This window comes from Pseudomonas sp. SDO52101_S400 (genome assembly GCF_054071635.1).
Genome location: NZ_JBSVWF010000016.1, coordinates 22,776 through 38,303 on the forward strand (window position 1 = coordinate 22,776; position 15,528 = coordinate 38,303).

The following is a 15,528-nucleotide window of genomic DNA, read 5'->3' on the forward strand; positions in this document are numbered from 1 at the left end:
GTTACCCACCGCCGAGCGTGCGCTCAGCCAGGCGTGGAGGCGTTTGGCAATACGTTCACTGGCGCGGCCGATGGGCAGTTGCCGATTGAAAGCGGCGAGGGCGGCGATGAAGCTGGTGGTGTCGCCGTGTACCAGCACGATGTCCGGTTTGACCCGCTCGTAGGCCTGATCGAGTTGGGCGAGCAAATGTTGCGACAGACCATTTAGCGTCTGGCCCTGGGTCATGACTTGCAGGTCTTCGTCGCCCGTCAGTTCGAATGCATCCAGCACCTGCGTGAGCATCTCCCGATGCTGGCCGGTCGAGCAGATGTTGAGTTTGATGTCGGGCCACTGACGCAGAACCCCAGCCAAAGGAGCCATTTTGATGGCCTCCGGGCGAGTACCGAAAACCATCATGACGTTAAAGGACATTGACCCCTCCTGGGACGAAGCAAGGCCGTGGCCATTCGGCCAACAGCACCTATCTCTTTCTGAGAAATAAAGAAAAGCAGCCGGATCGGAGCTTGTCCAATCCGGGCTTGAGGCTAGTTGTTACAGATCAACTGGAACGAAAGTGCCATTACCTGATGGCTCTTAGGTGGCACTTTCAGGAAAAGTTCCATCGTTTTGCGCGGGGGATGGTGCAGAGGGTGCTGAGGGTGTTTTGCAGCCAAGGCAAATCATGGCGTGGCAGGGGCGACTGGCGCATAGGCCTGCGTTTCGGAATATGGCGCTCGAGCTCTGCTTCAAGCTTAAGACGACTTCCGATGCCTTTCATCTTGCTCAGTAGCTTTCCATTGCGCCAGATCAGAACGGTAGGAGTGCCGCTGACTTCCAGATGCCTCGGACACTCGCTGGTGTTGAGCATGTAAAAAAAAGCGTATGGCAGATACGGCTTTGCTACCTGCTCAAAAACAGGGCCTGCCATTTCGCAGGCAAGACAATGTGGATGACCGAAGTAATAGACTACAGTTCGCCAGGTTCTCAACGATTTGCGGTAGTCATCTGCAGACTTCACCTGCGTGATAAATGCATTCATCAATTGCACCTGTGTCCATCAAGATGAATTGGTTAGAGCAAATAAATAAGCGAGCCAACCGCGACCGGATCACTCGCTTGCAATATTTCAGAGTTCCACAAGAGTCACATCACTGAAGTAAGAACCTTTTTCCCCAGGCGTACCATCGTTGGCCTCTAGCGTGACTGTGAACTTGAGCGTTCCGGCTGGCGCCTGGATCGTTGCGAACTTGATTGTCCATGGCTGATCGCCACCTGCATCAAGGCGCGTAACAGGGCCTGTGGGGTGCGGCTGCAGTGAGACACGACCGGCGCAACCCGAGTCTGTTTTCATTCGTGCGGACAGCATGAAATTTGTAGCGTTACCGATTAACACCTCCTGACTGATAGAGCCCGGTTGAGCGATTACGCAATGCCCGCCTGGAAAGCTCACGTCTTGTGGATCATTAACCGTCCAGTCGCTGCCTTGCTGCGCGAAGTCGGGGTTTTTAATCAGATTGGCCATGACAAATATCCTTGTTGGAGTCGCTGGTTTCAGGTGTGTGCAGCACTTTTAAAGGTGCTGTGCCATTAGGCAATTCGATATCTGGATCGACAACTGTCAGTTCTGACAGGGGAAGCGGGCATTCCGATGAGTGGTCGTTTCTCGTTTGTAATCTCGAAATCCCCTCGCCAGTAAGTACAGGGGGCTGCACCAATCAGGTGCCACTTGTGTGGCGTTACTTCCCAGCGCGTAGTGTTCGGTAGCGGCATTCGTCAGGCCGAAGCATCGGTGTCGTGGTTCCAAAGTCCGTTAACCAGCTGAATTTCAAAAGCTTTCCACTCTTCCAAGATTTTCGCGGCGGACCGTGGCACACTTTCTGCTGTCTATTCCGTAGTAACAAACCGAATTCCGGTATAGCGGAATAAACAATCCTCTGGAGTGCTTGCCATGCATCGCCGACCTTCCTTGTTCAAAGCGTGTGTTTTTGTTCTTGCGGCTTCGTCCGCTGTCATGGGGATCGCCCAGGCGGCCGACAGCAAGCTCGACAGCGTCCTGGCCCGTGGAAAACTGATCGTGGGGACTGGCAGCACTAACGCGCCGTGGCACTTCCAGGGCGCGGATGGCAAGTTGCAAGGCTTCGATATCGACATCGCCAGAATGGTGGCCAAAGGTCTGTTCAATGACCCGAGCAAGGTCGAGTTCGTGGTGCAGTCGTCCGATGCGCGGATTCCCAATCTGCTGACCGACAAGGTCGACATGAGCTGCCAGTTCATCACCGTCACCGCCAGCCGTGCGCAGCAAGTGGCGTTCACCCTGCCGTACTACCGCGAAGGCGTCGGCCTGCTGCTGCCGAACAACAGCAAGTACAAGGAAATCGAAGACCTGCAAGCCGCCGGCGACAGCGTGACCGTGGCAGTGCTGCAGAACGTGTATGCCGAGGAGCTGGTGCATCAGGCACTGCCCAAGGCCAAGGTCGATCAGTACGACAGCGTTGATCTGATGTATCAGGCCGTGAACTCCGGTCGTGCCGATGCCGCCGCCACCGACCAGTCTTCGGTCAAATACCTGATGGTGCAGAACCCAGGCCGCTACCGCAGCCCGACTTATGCCTGGAGTCCGCAGACCTACGCTTGCGCCGTCAAACGTGGCGATCAGGACTGGCTGAACTTCGTCAACACCACACTGCACGAAGCCATGACCGGCGTTGAGTTCCCGACCTACGCCGCCTCGTTCAAGCAATGGTTCGGCGTGGATCTGCCATCGCCTGCCATCGGTTTCCCTGTCGAATTCAAATGATCCCGTGAGAGTGGGGCGCGCTGATGCGCCCCGCTCAAGGTACTGCCGACCATGAACTATCAGTTGAACTTTGCCGCCGTGTGGCGCGATTTCGACACCTTGCTGGCGGGGCTCGGTCTGGGCCTCGAACTGGCGCTGGTGTCGATCGCCATCGGCTGCGTGATCGGCCTGCTGATGGCGTTTGCCTTGCTGTCGAAGCATCGCGCCTTGCGGGTGCTGGCATCGGTGTATGTGACGGTGATCCGTAACACGCCGATCCTGGTGTTGATTCTGTTGATCTACTTTGCGTTGCCGAGCCTGGGGATCCGGCTGGACAAGATCCCGTCGTTCATCATCACGCTGTCCTTGTATGCCGGGGCGTATCTGACCGAAGTTTTCCGCGGTGGTTTGTTGAGCATCCCCAAAGGTCAGCGCGAAGCGGGGTTGGCCATTGGTCTGGGCGAGTGGCAGGTGAAAGCCTACGTCACCGTGCCTGTGATGTTGCGCAACGTGCTGCCGGCGCTCTCGAACAACTTCATTTCGCTGTTCAAGGACACCTCGCTGGCCGCCGCGATTGCGGTGCCGGAGCTGACCTATTACGCGCGCAAGATCAACGTCGAAAGCTACCGGGTGATCGAAACCTGGCTGGTAACCACGGCGTTGTATGTCGCGGCCTGTTACCTCATTGCCATGCTGCTGCGTTACCTCGAGCAGCGTCTGGCGATCCGCCGATAGGAGGCTGCGATGTACGAATCCCCCAGTTGGTTGCATGAGTTGTGGATTGCCCGCGAAGCCTTGTGGCAAGGCTTTCTGACCAGCGTGCAGGTGTCGGCGCTGGCCATTTTGTTCGGCACGGTCATCGGCGTATTTGCCGGGCTGGTGTTGACCTACGGCAAGTTCTGGATGCGCGCACCGTTTCGCTTTTATGTTGACCTGATCCGCGGCACCCCTGTGTTTGTGCTGGTGCTGGCCTGCTTCTACATGGCGCCGGCGCTCGGCTGGCAGATCAGTGCATTTCAGGCCGGCGCACTTGGGTTGACGCTGTTTTGCGGCTCCCACGTTGCCGAAATTGTGCGCGGCGCGTTGCAGGCGTTGCCGCGTGGGCAGATGGAAGCCGGCAAAGCCATTGGCCTGACGTTCTATCAGTCCCTCGGTTACGTGCTGTTGCCTCAGGCGCTGCGGCAGATCCTGCCGACCTGGGTCAACTCGTCCACGGAAATCGTCAAGGCCTCGACCTTGCTGTCGGTGATCGGCGTGGCCGAGCTGTTGCTCAGCACTCAGCAGATCATCGCCCGGACGTTCATGACTCTGGAGTTTTATCTGTTCGCCGGTTTTCTGTTCTTCGTCATCAACTACGGCATCGAATTACTCGGCCGGCACATTGAAAAGCGGGTGGCCCTGCCATGACTCAAGCTCAAGTTTCCAACGTCCAGAACGGTCAGCCCTTGCTGGACATCCGTGGCCTGCACAAGCAATACGGCGCGGTCGAAGTGCTCAAAGGCGTCGACCTGAGCATGCAGCGCGGCAACGTGGTGACGCTGATCGGCTCCAGCGGTTCGGGCAAGACCACGCTGCTGCGCTGCGTGAACATGCTCGAGGAATTCCAGGGCGGGCAGATCCTGCTCGATGGTGAATCCATCGGTTATGACGAACTCAACGGCAAACGCGTGCGCCACCCGGAAAAAGTCATTGCGCGCCACCGGGCGATAACCGGCATGGCGTTCCAGCAATTCAACCTGTTTCCGCACCTCACCGCGTTGCAGAACGTCACCCTCGGCCTGCTCAAAGTCAAAAAGATGCACAAGGACGAAGCGGTGGTCCTGGCCGAAAAATGGCTGGAGCGGGTCGGCCTGCTGGAGCGGCGCAATCACTTTCCCGGCCAGTTGTCCGGCGGTCAGCAGCAGCGCGTGGCGATTGCCCGGGCGATTGCGATGAACCCGAGCCTGATGCTGTTCGACGAAGTCACCTCGGCCCTCGACCCGGAACTGGTCGGCGAAGTGCTGAACGTGATCAAGGGCCTGGCCGAGGACGGCATGACCATGTTGCTGGTGACCCACGAAATGCGGTTTGCCTTCGAGGTCTCGGACAAGATCGTTTTCATGAATCAGGGGCGCATCGAAGAGCAGGGGCCTCCCAAGGAACTGTTCGAGCGTCCGCAATCATCGCGGCTGGCGGAATTTCTCAAAAGCACACGGTTCTGACTTTTCACTTTTTCAATCAGGAGAAACATCCATGAGCATTACTCGTTACGGCACCGGCAGCACCGCCGCTGGCGGCCAGCCACGTCCATTCGCCCGCGCTGTCGAGGCTGATGGCTGGCTGCATGTTTCCGGTCAGGTGCCGGCGGTGGATGGCGAGATCATTGTCGGTGGCATCGTCGAGCAGACTCACCAGACCATGAAGAACCTGATCGCGATTCTTGAAGAGGCCGGTTACGGCCTGGAAGACGTGGTACGTGCCGGGGTGTGGCTGGATGATCCGCGGGATTTCAGCAGTTTCAACAAAGTGTTCGGTGAGTACTTCAAGCCCGAACATGCACCGGCCCGGGCCTGTGTGCAGGCGAGCATGATGGTCGACTGCAAGGTCGAGATTGACTGCATTGCGTACAAAAAGAAGGCTTGAGAGATGTGGCGTTGCTGAGGCCGTAGCCCCCTCACCCTAACCCTCTCCCCCAGGAGAGGGGACTGATCTCTATCGATGCAGATTGTTGTGCCAGACGATGACATCTGCACCGATGCAGTCAGGCTCCTTCTCCCCCTGGGCGGTCCGACGTTTCGGGAGGGCGGGGGGTGAGGGCTGCGATCCAACTGACACAACGCCAAGGGCCAGTTACCATCCCGGCATCTTTTATGGGAACAACAGAAATGACCGAAGACACCATCAAGCGCCGGGCACGCGGTCTGGACCGGGCGTTCGATATCCTCGATTTCCTCAAGGAGATCGGCCAGCCGCTGCGCCCGAACGACATCGCCAACGGCATCGGCAGCCCGAAATCCACGGTCTACGAACTGGTAGCGTCATTGCTCGAACGGCGGATTCTGGAGCCGGTGGGCAAGGACGGTCACGTCTATCTCGGTCGTCAGCTGTACTTCCTCGGCCAGGCGCATTTGCGCCATTTCGACCTCAGTCGCGAGGCCGATCACGCGTTGCAGGAGATCGTCAGCCAGACCCGGGAAACCGCGCAGATGTGCCTGCTCAACGGGCGCAAATACACGGTGGCGCTGATGAAGGAGGGCGAGCGGCATTTCCGCATCTCTTCCGATATTGGCGAAAACGCGCCGATCCCGTGGACGGCTTCCGGACGCTTGCTGCTGGCGCACTTGAGTGACCAACAGATCAGCGATCTGATCGACCCGGATGACTTCATTTTGCCGGATGGCCAACGCCTGCCGATGGACACGTTTCTCAAGGAAATCCGTCAGGCCGGTATCGACGGTTTCTTCTCCTTCGACAGTGTTGCCGACACCTTTACCCATTGCTTCGCCGCCCCGGTCAAAGACCCGAGTGGCGTGGCCATCTGCACCCTGTGCATCGTCGCGCCGCGCGCCGATGCCAAGACCAACTACAACGACTATCGCCGGGTCTTGATCGAGAGCGCCAACAGCCTCGCCCGGCGAATCAACGAATAACCGCGCCTGCCAGCGGGCGCGCCTGTGAGGAGTTCGACCATGACGACTGCCAACAACACTGCTGCCGTGGAAAAGGGCGATGCCGCCCTCGGCGCGCACCTGGTGCGTGACATCAGCCTGCCTGCGCTGGTGCTGCACCGCGTGGCGCTGGAGCACAACATCCGCTGGATGCAGAAATTCGTCAGCGACAGCGGCGCCGAACTTGCGCCTCACGGCAAGACCAGCATGACCCCGGCGCTGTTTCGTCGTCAGCTCGACGCCGGCGCCTGGGGCATCACCCTGGCCAGCGCCACCCAGACCCGCGCTGCTTACGCCCACGGCGTGCGCCGAGTGTTGATGGCCAATCAACTGGTCGGCACGCCGAACATGGCGTTGATCGCCGATCTGCTGGTGGCCGATTCGAACTTCGACTTCTATTGCATGGTCGATCACCCGGACAACGTCGCCGATCTGGGCGCTTATTTCGCGTCTCGTGGCGTGCGGCTGAACGTGATGATCGAGTACGGCGTCGTGGGCGGCCGTTGCGGTTGCCGGACTGAGCAGGAAGTCATCGAACTGGCCAAGGCCATCGGCGCGCAACCGGCGCTGGCCCTGACCGGCATCGAAGGTTACGAAGGCGTGATCCACGGCGATCACGCCGTCAGCGGTATCCGTGAATTCGCGGCGTCCTTGGTGCGCCTGGCGGTGCAATTGCAGGACAGCGGCGCGTTCGCTATTGCCAAGCCGATCATCACCGCGTCGGGGTCGGCCTGGTACGACCTGATCGCCGAGTCGTTCGAAGCGCAGAATGCTGGCGGGCGTTTCCTCAGCGTGCTGCGTCCCGGCAGTTATGTGGCGCACGACCATGGCATCTATAAAGAGGCGCAGTGCTGCGTGCTCGATCGTCGCAGCGACCTGCACGAAGGCCTGCGCCCGGCGCTGGAAGTCTGGGCCCACGTGCAGTCGATGCCGGAACCGGGCTTTGCCGTGATAGCTCTGGGCAAGCGTGACGTGGCGTTCGATGCCGGAATGCCGGTGCCGTTGCTGCGTTACAAGGCCGGAGTATTGCCGGCGGTGGGTGATGATGTCGGCGCCTGCAAGGTGACGGCGGTGATGGACCAGCACGCGTTCATGACCGTGGCGCCGGGCGTGGAATTGCGCGTCGGCGACATCATTTCCTTCGGTACTTCGCACCCGTGCCTGACTTTCGACAAGTGGCGCGTAGGGCTGCTGGTGGACGAGCAGCTGTCGGTGATCGAAACCATGGAAACCTGCTTCTGATGAACACGCTCAGTCCATTGGGTCCGAACATTCCGCGCATCGCCCTGATCGGCGAATGCATGATCGAACTCCAGCAGCGTGCCGATGGCAGTCTGCAACAGAGCTTTGGCGGTGACACGCTGAATACGGCGGTCTATCTGTCCCGCGCCATGGGTGACAAGGCGCAGGTCGATTACGTCACGGCGTTGGGTGACGACAGTTTCAGTGATGCGATGTGCCGTAGTTGGGCCGATGAAAACATTGGCCTGGATCTGGTTCAGCGCTTGCCCGGTCGCCTGCCGGGCCTGTATTGCATCCAGACCGACGCAGCCGGTGAACGTCGTTTTCTGTACTGGCGCAACGAGGCCGCCGTTCGCGACTGCTTCACCTTGCCTGCGGCCGCACCGATTCTGGCGGCGCTGCCGGATTACGACGTGCTGTATTTCAGCGGCATCACGCTGGCGGTACTCGGCGCTCAGGGACGGGAGAAACTGATCGAGACCTTGATCCAGGCCCGTCAGCGTGATGCGCGTATCGTCTTCGACAACAATTACCGGCCACGGCTATGGGCGTCGCAGGAAGAGGCGCGGGCGGCGTATCGCAGCGTATTGCCCCATGTCGATATGGCGTTGCTCACGGTGGATGACGAACAGGCGCTGTTTCATTTCGCCGACTGCGATGCCGTGTTCGAGGCATACGCGCAGATCGGCACGCCGGAAGTGGTGCTCAAGCGCGGGGCCGAAGCCTGCCTGATCCGTTGCGACGGGGAAGCGTTCGAAGTGCCGGCGCAGAAGGTCGAGAAGGTGGTGGACACCACAGCGGCAGGGGATTCGTTCAGTGCGGCGTATCTGGCCAGTCGCTTGTCGGGCGCAAGCCCTGCGCAGGCGGCGGAGGCTGGGCACCGGTTGGCCAGTCGGGTGATTCAGGTGCCTGGCGCACTGATCCCCAAAAAATGAATCCGATCTCTGAAGGCGCTGCCGACAGCCGCGCCTTCAGGGCACCGGATCAATCGCGGAAAAACACCTGCACCAGGTGATAGCCGAACTTGCTCTTGATCGGCCCGTGCACTGTGCGCAGCGGTTTCTTGAAGATCACTGCATCGATCGCACCGACCATCTGCCCCGGCCGCACTTCACCCAGATCGCCGCCACGCTTGCCGGACGGGCAGGTCGAGAATTTCTTGGCCAGCACATCGAACGCTTCACCGTTGGCGATGCGTTGTTTGAGTTTTTCAGCCTCTTCGGCAGTTTTCACCAGAATGTGGCGGGCTTGGGCTTTCATCGTGCAATACCTGTAGCGGGGTAACGGCGGGGCGCGGATTATGCCTCAAGTCACGGGTTTTGGCTGAGCATCGTGCGGATCTTGCTGGCCAGCAGTTCGATGGAAAACGGTTTGGCCACCATGTCCATGCCGTCCTCCAGGAAGCCTTGACGCTCGGCGGCTTTTTGCGCGTAACCGGTCATGAACAACACTTTGAGCCCCGGACGATGCTGGCGCGCGATTTCCGCCATTTGTCGGCCATTCATGCCCGGCAGTCCGACATCGGTCACCAGCAGATCAACACGCAGGTCGGATTCCAGCAGCGGCAAGGCACTCTTGGCGTCTTCGGATTCATGGGCGCGGTAACCCAATTCCTTGAGCAGGTCCATGACCAGCATGCGCACCGCCGGATCGTCCTCGACCACCACCACGTTTTCGCCGGTTGCGACGGTGGGTGTCTGCGTCGCCGTTTCAATCACCGCCGGCTCCGGCACCAGAGAATGCAGGCGAGGCAGGTACAGGCGCACGCAGGTGCCCTGACCCGGCAGGCTGTCGAGACTGACATGGCCGCCGGATTGCTGGGCAAAGCCATAAATCATCGACAACCCGAGCCCGGTGCCCTGGCCAATCGGCTTGGTGGTGAAGAACGGATCGAAGGCCTTGGAACGCACCGACGGCGTCATGCCGGTGCCATTGTCGCTCACGGCGAGCATGAGGTAATCACCGGCCTTGACCGGTTCGAGGGTGGTGATGTCGTTGCCGTCGAGATAGACGTTGGCGGTCTCGATCAGCAGCTCACCGCCGTCCGGCATCGCATCGCGGGCGTTGATCACCAGGTTGAGCAGGGCGTTTTCCAATTGGCTGACATCGGTGCTGACGGGCCAGACACTGTCGGCCAGGCGCAGAGTCAGTTCGATCGGATCGCCCTTGGTGCGGCGGATCAGATCTTCGAGTGAGTGGATCAGCTCATTGACGTTCAAGGTCTTGCGATCCAGCGACTGGCGCCGGGAGAACGCCAGCAGGCGGTGAGTCAAGGCAGCGGCGCGATTGGCCGATGACACCGCCGCCTCGGTGAACCGGCCGATCTCATCGGTACGGCCACTGGCGATGTAGCGCTGCATCAGGTCGAGGCTGCCGATGATTCCGGTCAGCATGTTGTTGAAGTCATGGGCGATGCCGCCGGTGAGCTGGCCGACCGCTTCCATTTTCTGTGCGTGGCGCAGGGCATCTTCGGCGCGTTCGCGTTCGAACATTTCGTTCTGCAAACGCTGGTTGGCCTGGGCCAGTTGCTCGGTGCGCGCACTCACGCGCTCCTCAAGGGTTTCATTGAGGTTGCGCAAGGCTTCTTCGGTCTTTTTGCGTTCGGTCTCGTCGATCACGAAAATGTAGAAACCGTTCACCGCGCCATCCGGGCCGTGACGCGGCAGGTAGTTCATCAAGGCATGGCGCTGGCTGCCGTCGCGGTGGGGAGTGTACAGGCTGAACGAACAGGGTCGGCCAGCCAGGGCTTCGGCGATATACGGAGCCCGCAGGAAGTAGGACTCTTCGCCGATCACTTCGCGGATCGTACGACCGTACAGCTCCTGTGGCGTCAGTCCGTACCAGTCCAGATACGCGGCGTTGTTCAGGCGAAAACGTTCTTCACGGTCAACGTAGCTGATCAGGATCGGCATCGCGTTGATGATCAGTTGCAGCTCGGTCTGGCTTTGCCGCAATGCCTGTTCGGTGTGCTTGCGTTCGGTCAGGTCCAGCGCTGCGCCAAGAAAACGCATCGGCCGTCCGTGGTGATCCTTGTAGCAACGACCGCGGGCGAACACCCAGCGTACGTCGCCATTGGCTTGCAACAGGCGGTACTCCTCGGCGTATTCGGTGCCATGGGTGATGCAATGTTTGATGTTGCGGGCGATCAGTGCACGGTCTTCGGGGTGTACGCCGTACAGGTATTCACTGATCGGCAGCTGACTGGCCTGCGCCGGGTCGACGCCATGCAACTGGGCGAAATGCGCATCGGCGATGAAGCGGTCTTCACCGATGTCCCAGTCCCAGGTGCCAACCGCATCGGTGGCTGCCAGTGCCAGTTGCAGGCGCTCTTCGCTTTCGCGCTGGGCCTTGAGGCTGTCTTCGGAGCGTTGCTGCAGTTCCAGGGCGATGCGTCGGCGTTCGTTGGTTTCGATGGCGGTGACCAGAATGCCGGCCACTTGCGCGCTTTCGTCACGGATCGGGCTGTAGGTCAAATCCAGCCAGAAGTCGGAATCCTGGCCGTCCCGTTGCAGGGTAAAGCGGCGTTCGCTGTAGGTTCGGACCTGGCCTTGTAGGACAGCGCTGTAAATCGGGTCGGTGAAGTCTCGAAGTTCCGGCCATATCTGGTGCGCCGGCTGTCCGAAAGCGTGCGGATGCTTGCTCCCGGCCAGCAACGCAAAGCCATTGTTGTAGATCTGAGTGAGCTGCGGGCCCCACAACAACAGCATCGGCATCGGTGAATGAATCACGATGTCAACCGCGGTCCGCAAGCTCTGCGGCCAATTGTCGGCGCTGCCCAGCGGGCTGCGGCTCCAGTCGGTGCGGGCAATCAATGCCTGGGCGTCGTTGGTGTTCGGTACAGCGTTCATCACATCAGTCCTGAGCGTGGGTCGGTGAGGCGGCGTCTACTATCCTAGTTCGATAGACGCTTTAGGGCCCGTTGCGTCACGACCGGCCTTGTATTCATTGAAAGCCTCGCAGGTGTTTTTTGCCATGGAAATCGACGCACTGCTCAAACAACTCGCCAGCCGCCACGGTTCCGATCTTTTCCTGTCCACGGGGGCGCCACCCAGTGCTCGGTTCGATGGCGTGCTGACGCCGTTGAGTGAACAGCCGTTCAAACCCGGCGAAGTGGCGACTGTAGCCGCCTCCCTGATGGACGCCGAGCAGCGCGGGGAGTTCGACCGGGATCTGGAAATGAACCTGGCGATTTCCCGCACGGGTATCGGTCGCTTTCGGGTCAATATCTTCAAACAGCGCAATGATGTGTCTATCGTGATCCGCAACGTCAAACTCGACATCCCCCGATTCGAAGACCTGAAGCTGCCGCCGGTCCTGCTTGAAACAGTGATGCTCAAGCAGGGAATGATCCTGTTCGTCGGCGCCACCGACTCGGGCAAGTCCACGTCGCTGGCGGCGCTGATCGATCATCGCAATCGTCACAGCAGCGGGCACATCATCACGATTGAAGACCCGATCGAGTACATCCACCGGCACAAGAAATCGATCATCAACCAGCGAGAGGTCGGGGTCGACACCCGCAGTTTCCATGCGGCGTTGAAAAACACTCTGCGTCAGGCGCCGGATGTGGTGCTGATCGGCGAAATCCGTGACCGGGAGACTATGGAGCATGCGCTGGCATTCGCCGAAACCGGGCATCTGGTGTTGTCGACGTTACATGCCAATAACGCCAATCAGGCATTGGACCGGATCATCAACTTCTTCCCCGAAGAGCGCCGGCCGCAATTGCTGCATGCCCTGGGCAATCACCTGAAGGTGTTTGTATCCCAGCGGCTGGTGCGAACCCGGGATGGTCAGCGCCGGGCCGCAGCAGAGGTGATGCTCGGTACACCGACGATTGCCGATCTGATTCGAGGTAATGACTTTGGCGAGCTGAAAAACATCATGGAAAAGTCAGGGGAACTGGGCATGCAGACCTTTGACGGTGCGCTGTTTGGATTGGTGGTGGAAGGAGTGATCGATGAAGACGAGGCCCTGAAAAACGCAGACTCGGTCAACAACCTGCGCCTGCGTCTGAAGCTGCACGCCGATACCGTGCCGTCCCCACCACCCTCGAGCGGCGAGTGGGGACTGATGGATTGAGCCGGTTCAGTCCTGAAGTTCGGCCCGATTGCGGAACTGCTCGAGCGCTTCAGGATTGGCCAGTGCATCGGTGTTTTTTACCGGCTCGCCATGCACCACATTGCGTACAGCCAGCTCCACCACTTTGCCGCTGATGGTGCGCGGAATGTCTGTGACCGCGACGATCTTCGCCGGTACATGGCGCGGTGTGGTGTTGGCGCGGATCACCTGACGGATCTGCTGTTGCAGTGCGTCATCCAGTGTTACGCCATCCTTGAGGCGTACGAACAGCACCACGCGCACGTCTTCTTTCCACTGTTGGCCGATGGCAACGCTGTCCAGCACCTCGGCGACTTTCTCCACCTGACGGTAGATTTCTGCCGTGCCGATGCGCACCCCGCCGGGGTTGAGCACCGCGTCGGAGCGGCCGTGAATCAGCATCCCGCCGTGGGGCAGTTGTTCGGCGTAGTCACCCTGGGCCCAGACGCCCGGGAACTGGCTGAAATAGGATTTGCGCAGCTTCTCGCCGTCGGAGTCATTCCACAGTCCGATGGGCATTGCCGGGAACGGCCGGGTACACACCAGTTCGCCCTTTTCGCCGATCACCGGTTGCCCGGCGTCGTTCCATACTTCGACTGCCATGGCCAGGCTCTTGCCCATGATCTCGCCTCGGCGCACCGGCAGCATCGGGTTGCCGTTGACGAAGCAGGACACGATGTCCGTACCGCCGGACATGGACGACAGGCAAACATCGGGCTTGAAGTCGCGATAGACGAAGTCGTAACTCTGCGGCGACAACGCAGAACCGGTGCAGAGCAGGGTTTTCAGGTGGCTCAAGTCATGGCTTTCACGGGGTTTGATGCCGCTGCTTTCAAGTGTCGCGAGGAACTTCGGGCTGGTACCGAACACGCTGATGCGTTCGTCGTCGAGCAGCTCCAGCAGGCGCTGGTTGTCCGGATAAAACGGTGAACCGTCATACAGCACCACTGCGCTGCCGACCGCCAATGCCGAGACCAGCCAGTTCCACATCATCCAGCCGCAGGTGGTGTAGTAGAACAAACGGTCGCCGGGGCCCAGATCGACATGCAGCCCATGCTCCTTGACGTGCTGCAGCAGTACGCCGCCGGTGCTGTGAACGATGCATTTCGGCACGCCCGTGGTGCCGCTGGAATACAGCACGTACAGCGGATGATCGAAGGGCACCGGGACAAACTGCGGCTCATCGCCCGGCTCGTAGAAGTCGTCCCACAACGTGACGTTGGCGGGCGTCCGGTAATCCGTGGCGTGGGCGTGAGGGCGTGCGTAGGGCACGATGATCAGTTGCTGCAGGGACGGCAGTTGTTCGAGGATTTCATTGATCTTGACGGTCTGGTCGATCTCTTTGCCGGCGTAGCGGTAACCGGCGCAGGTGATCAGCACCTTGGGTTCGATCTGACCGAAACGATCGATCACGCCATGGGTGCCGAAGTCCGGCGAGGAGCACGACCAGATCGCGCCGAGACTGGTGGTCGCCAGCATCGCCACCAGGGTTTGCCATGTATTGGGCATACACGCCGCGATTCGGTCGCCAGGCACGATGCCGGCCGCTTGCAGGCTGGCCTGGAAACCGGCGACTTGCCGGGCCAGTTCGGCCCAGGTCAATTGTTCACGCTGGCCGTTTTCCGCGATTGCGATGACGGCGACGGCATCGTCCCGTCGACTCAACAGGTGTTCGGCGAAATTCAGGGTGGCGCCGGGAAACCATTCGGCGCCTGGCATTTGCATGCCGTCACGCAAGACTGAATCTGGCTGCGTATGAAACTGGATGCCGAAGAAGTCGACGATCGCCTGCCAGAACAATTCGCGCTGGTCGATGGACCATTGGTGCAGGGCAGGGTAGTCGTCGAGGTGCAGATGATGGCGTTGATTAAGGAAGCGTCGAAAGCCATCCATGCGGGACCGGGCAATGCGTTTGGCATCAGGCTGCCAGAGGATGTCGGACATGGTTTGCCTCTTATTGTTTGTCAGACGGCTCCCACAGCAATGTGGGAGCGATCAGTTGAAAGCTTACTGTGCGAGCCACCCGCCATCGATATTCCATGCCGCGCCACGCACCTGGCTGCCGGCCTCGCTGCACAGGAACAGCACCAGCTCACCCAGATGCGCAGGCGTGACGAATTCCAGTGAGGGCTGTTTCTCGGCCAGCAGATCGTGCTGCGCCTGCTGCGGGTCGACACCTTTGGCTGCGCGATCGTCGATCTGCTTCTGCACCAGCGGCGTCAGCACCCAGCCAGGGCAGATCGCGTTGCAGGTGACGTTACTGGGGGCGGTTTCCAGGCCGACAACCTTGGTCAGGCCGATCACGCCATGTTTGGCCGCCACATACGCAGCTTTGCCGGTGGAACCGACCAGACCGTGTACCGAAGCGATGTTGACGATCCGTCCCCAGCCTTTGGCGCGCATGCCCGGCAAACTCAAGCGCGTGCTGTGAAACACCGACGACAGGTTGATGGCAATGATTGAATCCCAGCGCTCCACCGGAAACTCTTCAACTGCCGCGACGTGCTGGATGCCGGCGTTGTTGACCAGAATGTCCACGCCGCCGAACTCGCGTTCGGCGTAGGCGATCATGTCGGCGATCTGTTCAGGGCTGCTGACGTCCGCCGGGTGATGGCCGACCTTGCCGCCGAACTGGCCGACTTCGGCGATCACCTTGGAGGCATCGCCAAAGCCGTTGAGGATCAGGTTGGCGCCGGCCTTGGCCAACGTCAGCGCAATGCCCAGTCCGATGCCGCTGGTGGAGCCGGTGACCAGTGCGGTCTTGCCAGTAAGAGTCGTCATGAA

15 protein-coding genes and 1 pseudogene are annotated in these 15,528 nt (G+C 60.0%); 9 read left to right on the forward strand and 7 right to left on the reverse strand.

Annotated features, from left to right (window positions below; genetic code table 11):
- Positions 1-66 precede the first annotated feature (66 nt).
- The 3 genes and pseudogenes from ACW9HX_RS10330 to ACW9HX_RS10340 form a co-directional block, all read right to left on the reverse strand.
- A pseudogene (locus ACW9HX_RS10330) lies at positions 67-411 on the reverse strand (UDP-N-acetylglucosamine 2-epimerase); the annotation flags it as partial.
- Positions 412-586: 175 nt separating this feature from the next.
- Positions 587-1,018, reverse strand: a complete 432-nt coding sequence (locus tag ACW9HX_RS10335) for a thioredoxin family protein (protein ID WP_457380517.1) — start codon at positions 1,016-1,018, stop codon at positions 587-589.
- Between the two features lie 87 nt (positions 1,019-1,105).
- Positions 1,106-1,501 (reverse strand): hypothetical protein, encoded by a 396-nt coding sequence (locus tag ACW9HX_RS10340; protein WP_457380518.1) that lies wholly within the window; start codon positions 1,499-1,501, stop codon positions 1,106-1,108.
- Positions 1,502-1,927: 426 nt separating this feature from the next.
- On the opposite strand from ACW9HX_RS10340, the gene ACW9HX_RS10345 reads away from it, so the two are divergent.
- From ACW9HX_RS10345 to ACW9HX_RS10380, 8 genes are all read left to right on the forward strand, one after another.
- Positions 1,928-2,776 (forward strand): transporter substrate-binding domain-containing protein, encoded by an 849-nt coding sequence (locus ACW9HX_RS10345; protein ID WP_457380519.1) that lies wholly within the window; start codon positions 1,928-1,930, stop codon positions 2,774-2,776.
- 51 nt (positions 2,777-2,827) lie between these two features.
- Complete coding sequence (locus tag ACW9HX_RS10350; protein WP_059405928.1) at positions 2,828-3,490, forward strand: amino acid ABC transporter permease; 663 nt, start codon at positions 2,828-2,830, stop codon at positions 3,488-3,490.
- 9 nt (positions 3,491-3,499) lie between these two features.
- Entirely contained in the window at positions 3,500-4,162 is a 663-nt protein-coding gene (locus ACW9HX_RS10355; RefSeq protein ID WP_007960241.1) for an amino acid ABC transporter permease, read from the forward strand.
- Positions 4,159-4,956 (forward strand): amino acid ABC transporter ATP-binding protein, encoded by a 798-nt coding sequence (locus ACW9HX_RS10360; protein WP_457380520.1) that lies wholly within the window; start codon positions 4,159-4,161, stop codon positions 4,954-4,956. The genes ACW9HX_RS10355 and ACW9HX_RS10360 overlap by 4 nt, the downstream gene beginning before the upstream one ends.
- Positions 4,957-4,987: 31 nt before the next feature.
- A complete protein-coding gene (locus ACW9HX_RS10365; RefSeq protein ID WP_007912330.1) occupies positions 4,988-5,377 on the forward strand; it encodes a RidA family protein in 390 nt (129 codons plus the stop codon).
- A 242-nt stretch (positions 5,378-5,619) separates the two neighbouring features.
- The gene (locus ACW9HX_RS10370; RefSeq protein WP_457380521.1) at positions 5,620-6,384 is read left to right on the forward strand and encodes an IclR family transcriptional regulator; all 765 of its coding nucleotides are present in this window, start codon (positions 5,620-5,622) and stop codon (positions 6,382-6,384) included.
- Between the two features lie 39 nt (positions 6,385-6,423).
- Entirely contained in the window at positions 6,424-7,644 is a 1,221-nt protein-coding gene (locus ACW9HX_RS10375) for an amino acid deaminase (protein ID WP_457380522.1), read from the forward strand.
- Entirely contained in the window at positions 7,644-8,579 is a 936-nt protein-coding gene (locus ACW9HX_RS10380; RefSeq protein ID WP_457380523.1) for a sugar kinase, read from the forward strand. Before ACW9HX_RS10375 ends, ACW9HX_RS10380 begins: the two co-directional genes overlap by 1 nt.
- Positions 8,580-8,628: 49 nt before the next feature.
- On the opposite strand, the gene ACW9HX_RS10385 is transcribed toward ACW9HX_RS10380, so the two are convergent.
- Together ACW9HX_RS10385 and ACW9HX_RS10390 are read right to left on the reverse strand one after the other, a co-directional pair.
- Positions 8,629-8,904 carry a peptidylprolyl isomerase gene (locus ACW9HX_RS10385; protein WP_085695956.1) on the reverse strand — a complete coding sequence of 92 codons (276 nt, stop codon included), beginning with the start codon at positions 8,902-8,904 and terminating at the stop codon, positions 8,629-8,631.
- Between the two features lie 50 nt (positions 8,905-8,954).
- Positions 8,955-11,492 carry a PAS domain-containing protein gene (locus ACW9HX_RS10390; RefSeq protein WP_457380524.1) on the reverse strand — a complete coding sequence of 846 codons (2,538 nt, stop codon included), beginning with the start codon at positions 11,490-11,492 and terminating at the stop codon, positions 8,955-8,957.
- A 124-nt stretch (positions 11,493-11,616) separates the two neighbouring features.
- On the opposite strand from ACW9HX_RS10390, the gene ACW9HX_RS10395 reads away from it, so the two are divergent.
- Entirely contained in the window at positions 11,617-12,726 is a 1,110-nt protein-coding gene (locus ACW9HX_RS10395) for a PilT/PilU family type 4a pilus ATPase (RefSeq protein ID WP_457380525.1), read from the forward strand.
- A 6-nt stretch (positions 12,727-12,732) separates the two neighbouring features.
- On the opposite strand, the gene ACW9HX_RS10400 is transcribed toward ACW9HX_RS10395, so the two are convergent.
- Both ACW9HX_RS10400 and hbdH read right to left on the reverse strand, forming a co-directional pair.
- Entirely contained in the window at positions 12,733-14,688 is a 1,956-nt protein-coding gene (locus tag ACW9HX_RS10400; RefSeq protein ID WP_457380526.1) for an acetoacetate--CoA ligase, read from the reverse strand.
- Positions 14,689-14,751: 63 nt separating this feature from the next.
- Entirely contained in the window at positions 14,752-15,525 is a 774-nt protein-coding gene (hbdH, locus tag ACW9HX_RS10405) for a 3-hydroxybutyrate dehydrogenase (RefSeq protein ID WP_457380527.1), read from the reverse strand.
- Positions 15,526-15,528: the final 3 nt, after the last annotated feature.

Coding starts and splice junctions, on each gene's coding strand:
- ACW9HX_RS10335 (WP_457380517.1), bottom strand. CDS start 1,018: ATGAATGCATTTATCACGCAGGTGAAGTCTGCAGATGACTACCGCAAA.
- ACW9HX_RS10340 (WP_457380518.1), bottom strand. CDS start 1,501: ATGGCCAATCTGATTAAAAACCCCGACTTCGCGCAGCAAGGCAGCGAC.
- ACW9HX_RS10345 (WP_457380519.1), top strand. CDS start 1,928: ATGCATCGCCGACCTTCCTTGTTCAAAGCGTGTGTTTTTGTTCTTGCG.
- ACW9HX_RS10350 (WP_059405928.1), top strand. CDS start 2,828: ATGAACTATCAGTTGAACTTTGCCGCCGTGTGGCGCGATTTCGACACC.
- ACW9HX_RS10355 (WP_007960241.1), top strand. CDS start 3,500: ATGTACGAATCCCCCAGTTGGTTGCATGAGTTGTGGATTGCCCGCGAA.
- ACW9HX_RS10360 (WP_457380520.1), top strand. CDS start 4,159: ATGACTCAAGCTCAAGTTTCCAACGTCCAGAACGGTCAGCCCTTGCTG.
- ACW9HX_RS10365 (WP_007912330.1), top strand. CDS start 4,988: ATGAGCATTACTCGTTACGGCACCGGCAGCACCGCCGCTGGCGGCCAG.
- ACW9HX_RS10370 (WP_457380521.1), top strand. CDS start 5,620: ATGACCGAAGACACCATCAAGCGCCGGGCACGCGGTCTGGACCGGGCG.
- ACW9HX_RS10375 (WP_457380522.1), top strand. CDS start 6,424: ATGACGACTGCCAACAACACTGCTGCCGTGGAAAAGGGCGATGCCGCC.
- ACW9HX_RS10380 (WP_457380523.1), top strand. CDS start 7,644: ATGAACACGCTCAGTCCATTGGGTCCGAACATTCCGCGCATCGCCCTG.
- ACW9HX_RS10385 (WP_085695956.1), bottom strand. CDS start 8,904: ATGAAAGCCCAAGCCCGCCACATTCTGGTGAAAACTGCCGAAGAGGCT.
- ACW9HX_RS10390 (WP_457380524.1), bottom strand. CDS start 11,492: ATGAACGCTGTACCGAACACCAACGACGCCCAGGCATTGATTGCCCGC.
- ACW9HX_RS10395 (WP_457380525.1), top strand. CDS start 11,617: ATGGAAATCGACGCACTGCTCAAACAACTCGCCAGCCGCCACGGTTCC.
- ACW9HX_RS10400 (WP_457380526.1), bottom strand. CDS start 14,688: ATGTCCGACATCCTCTGGCAGCCTGATGCCAAACGCATTGCCCGGTCC.
- hbdH (WP_457380527.1), bottom strand. CDS start 15,525: ATGACGACTCTTACTGGCAAGACCGCACTGGTCACCGGCTCCACCAGC.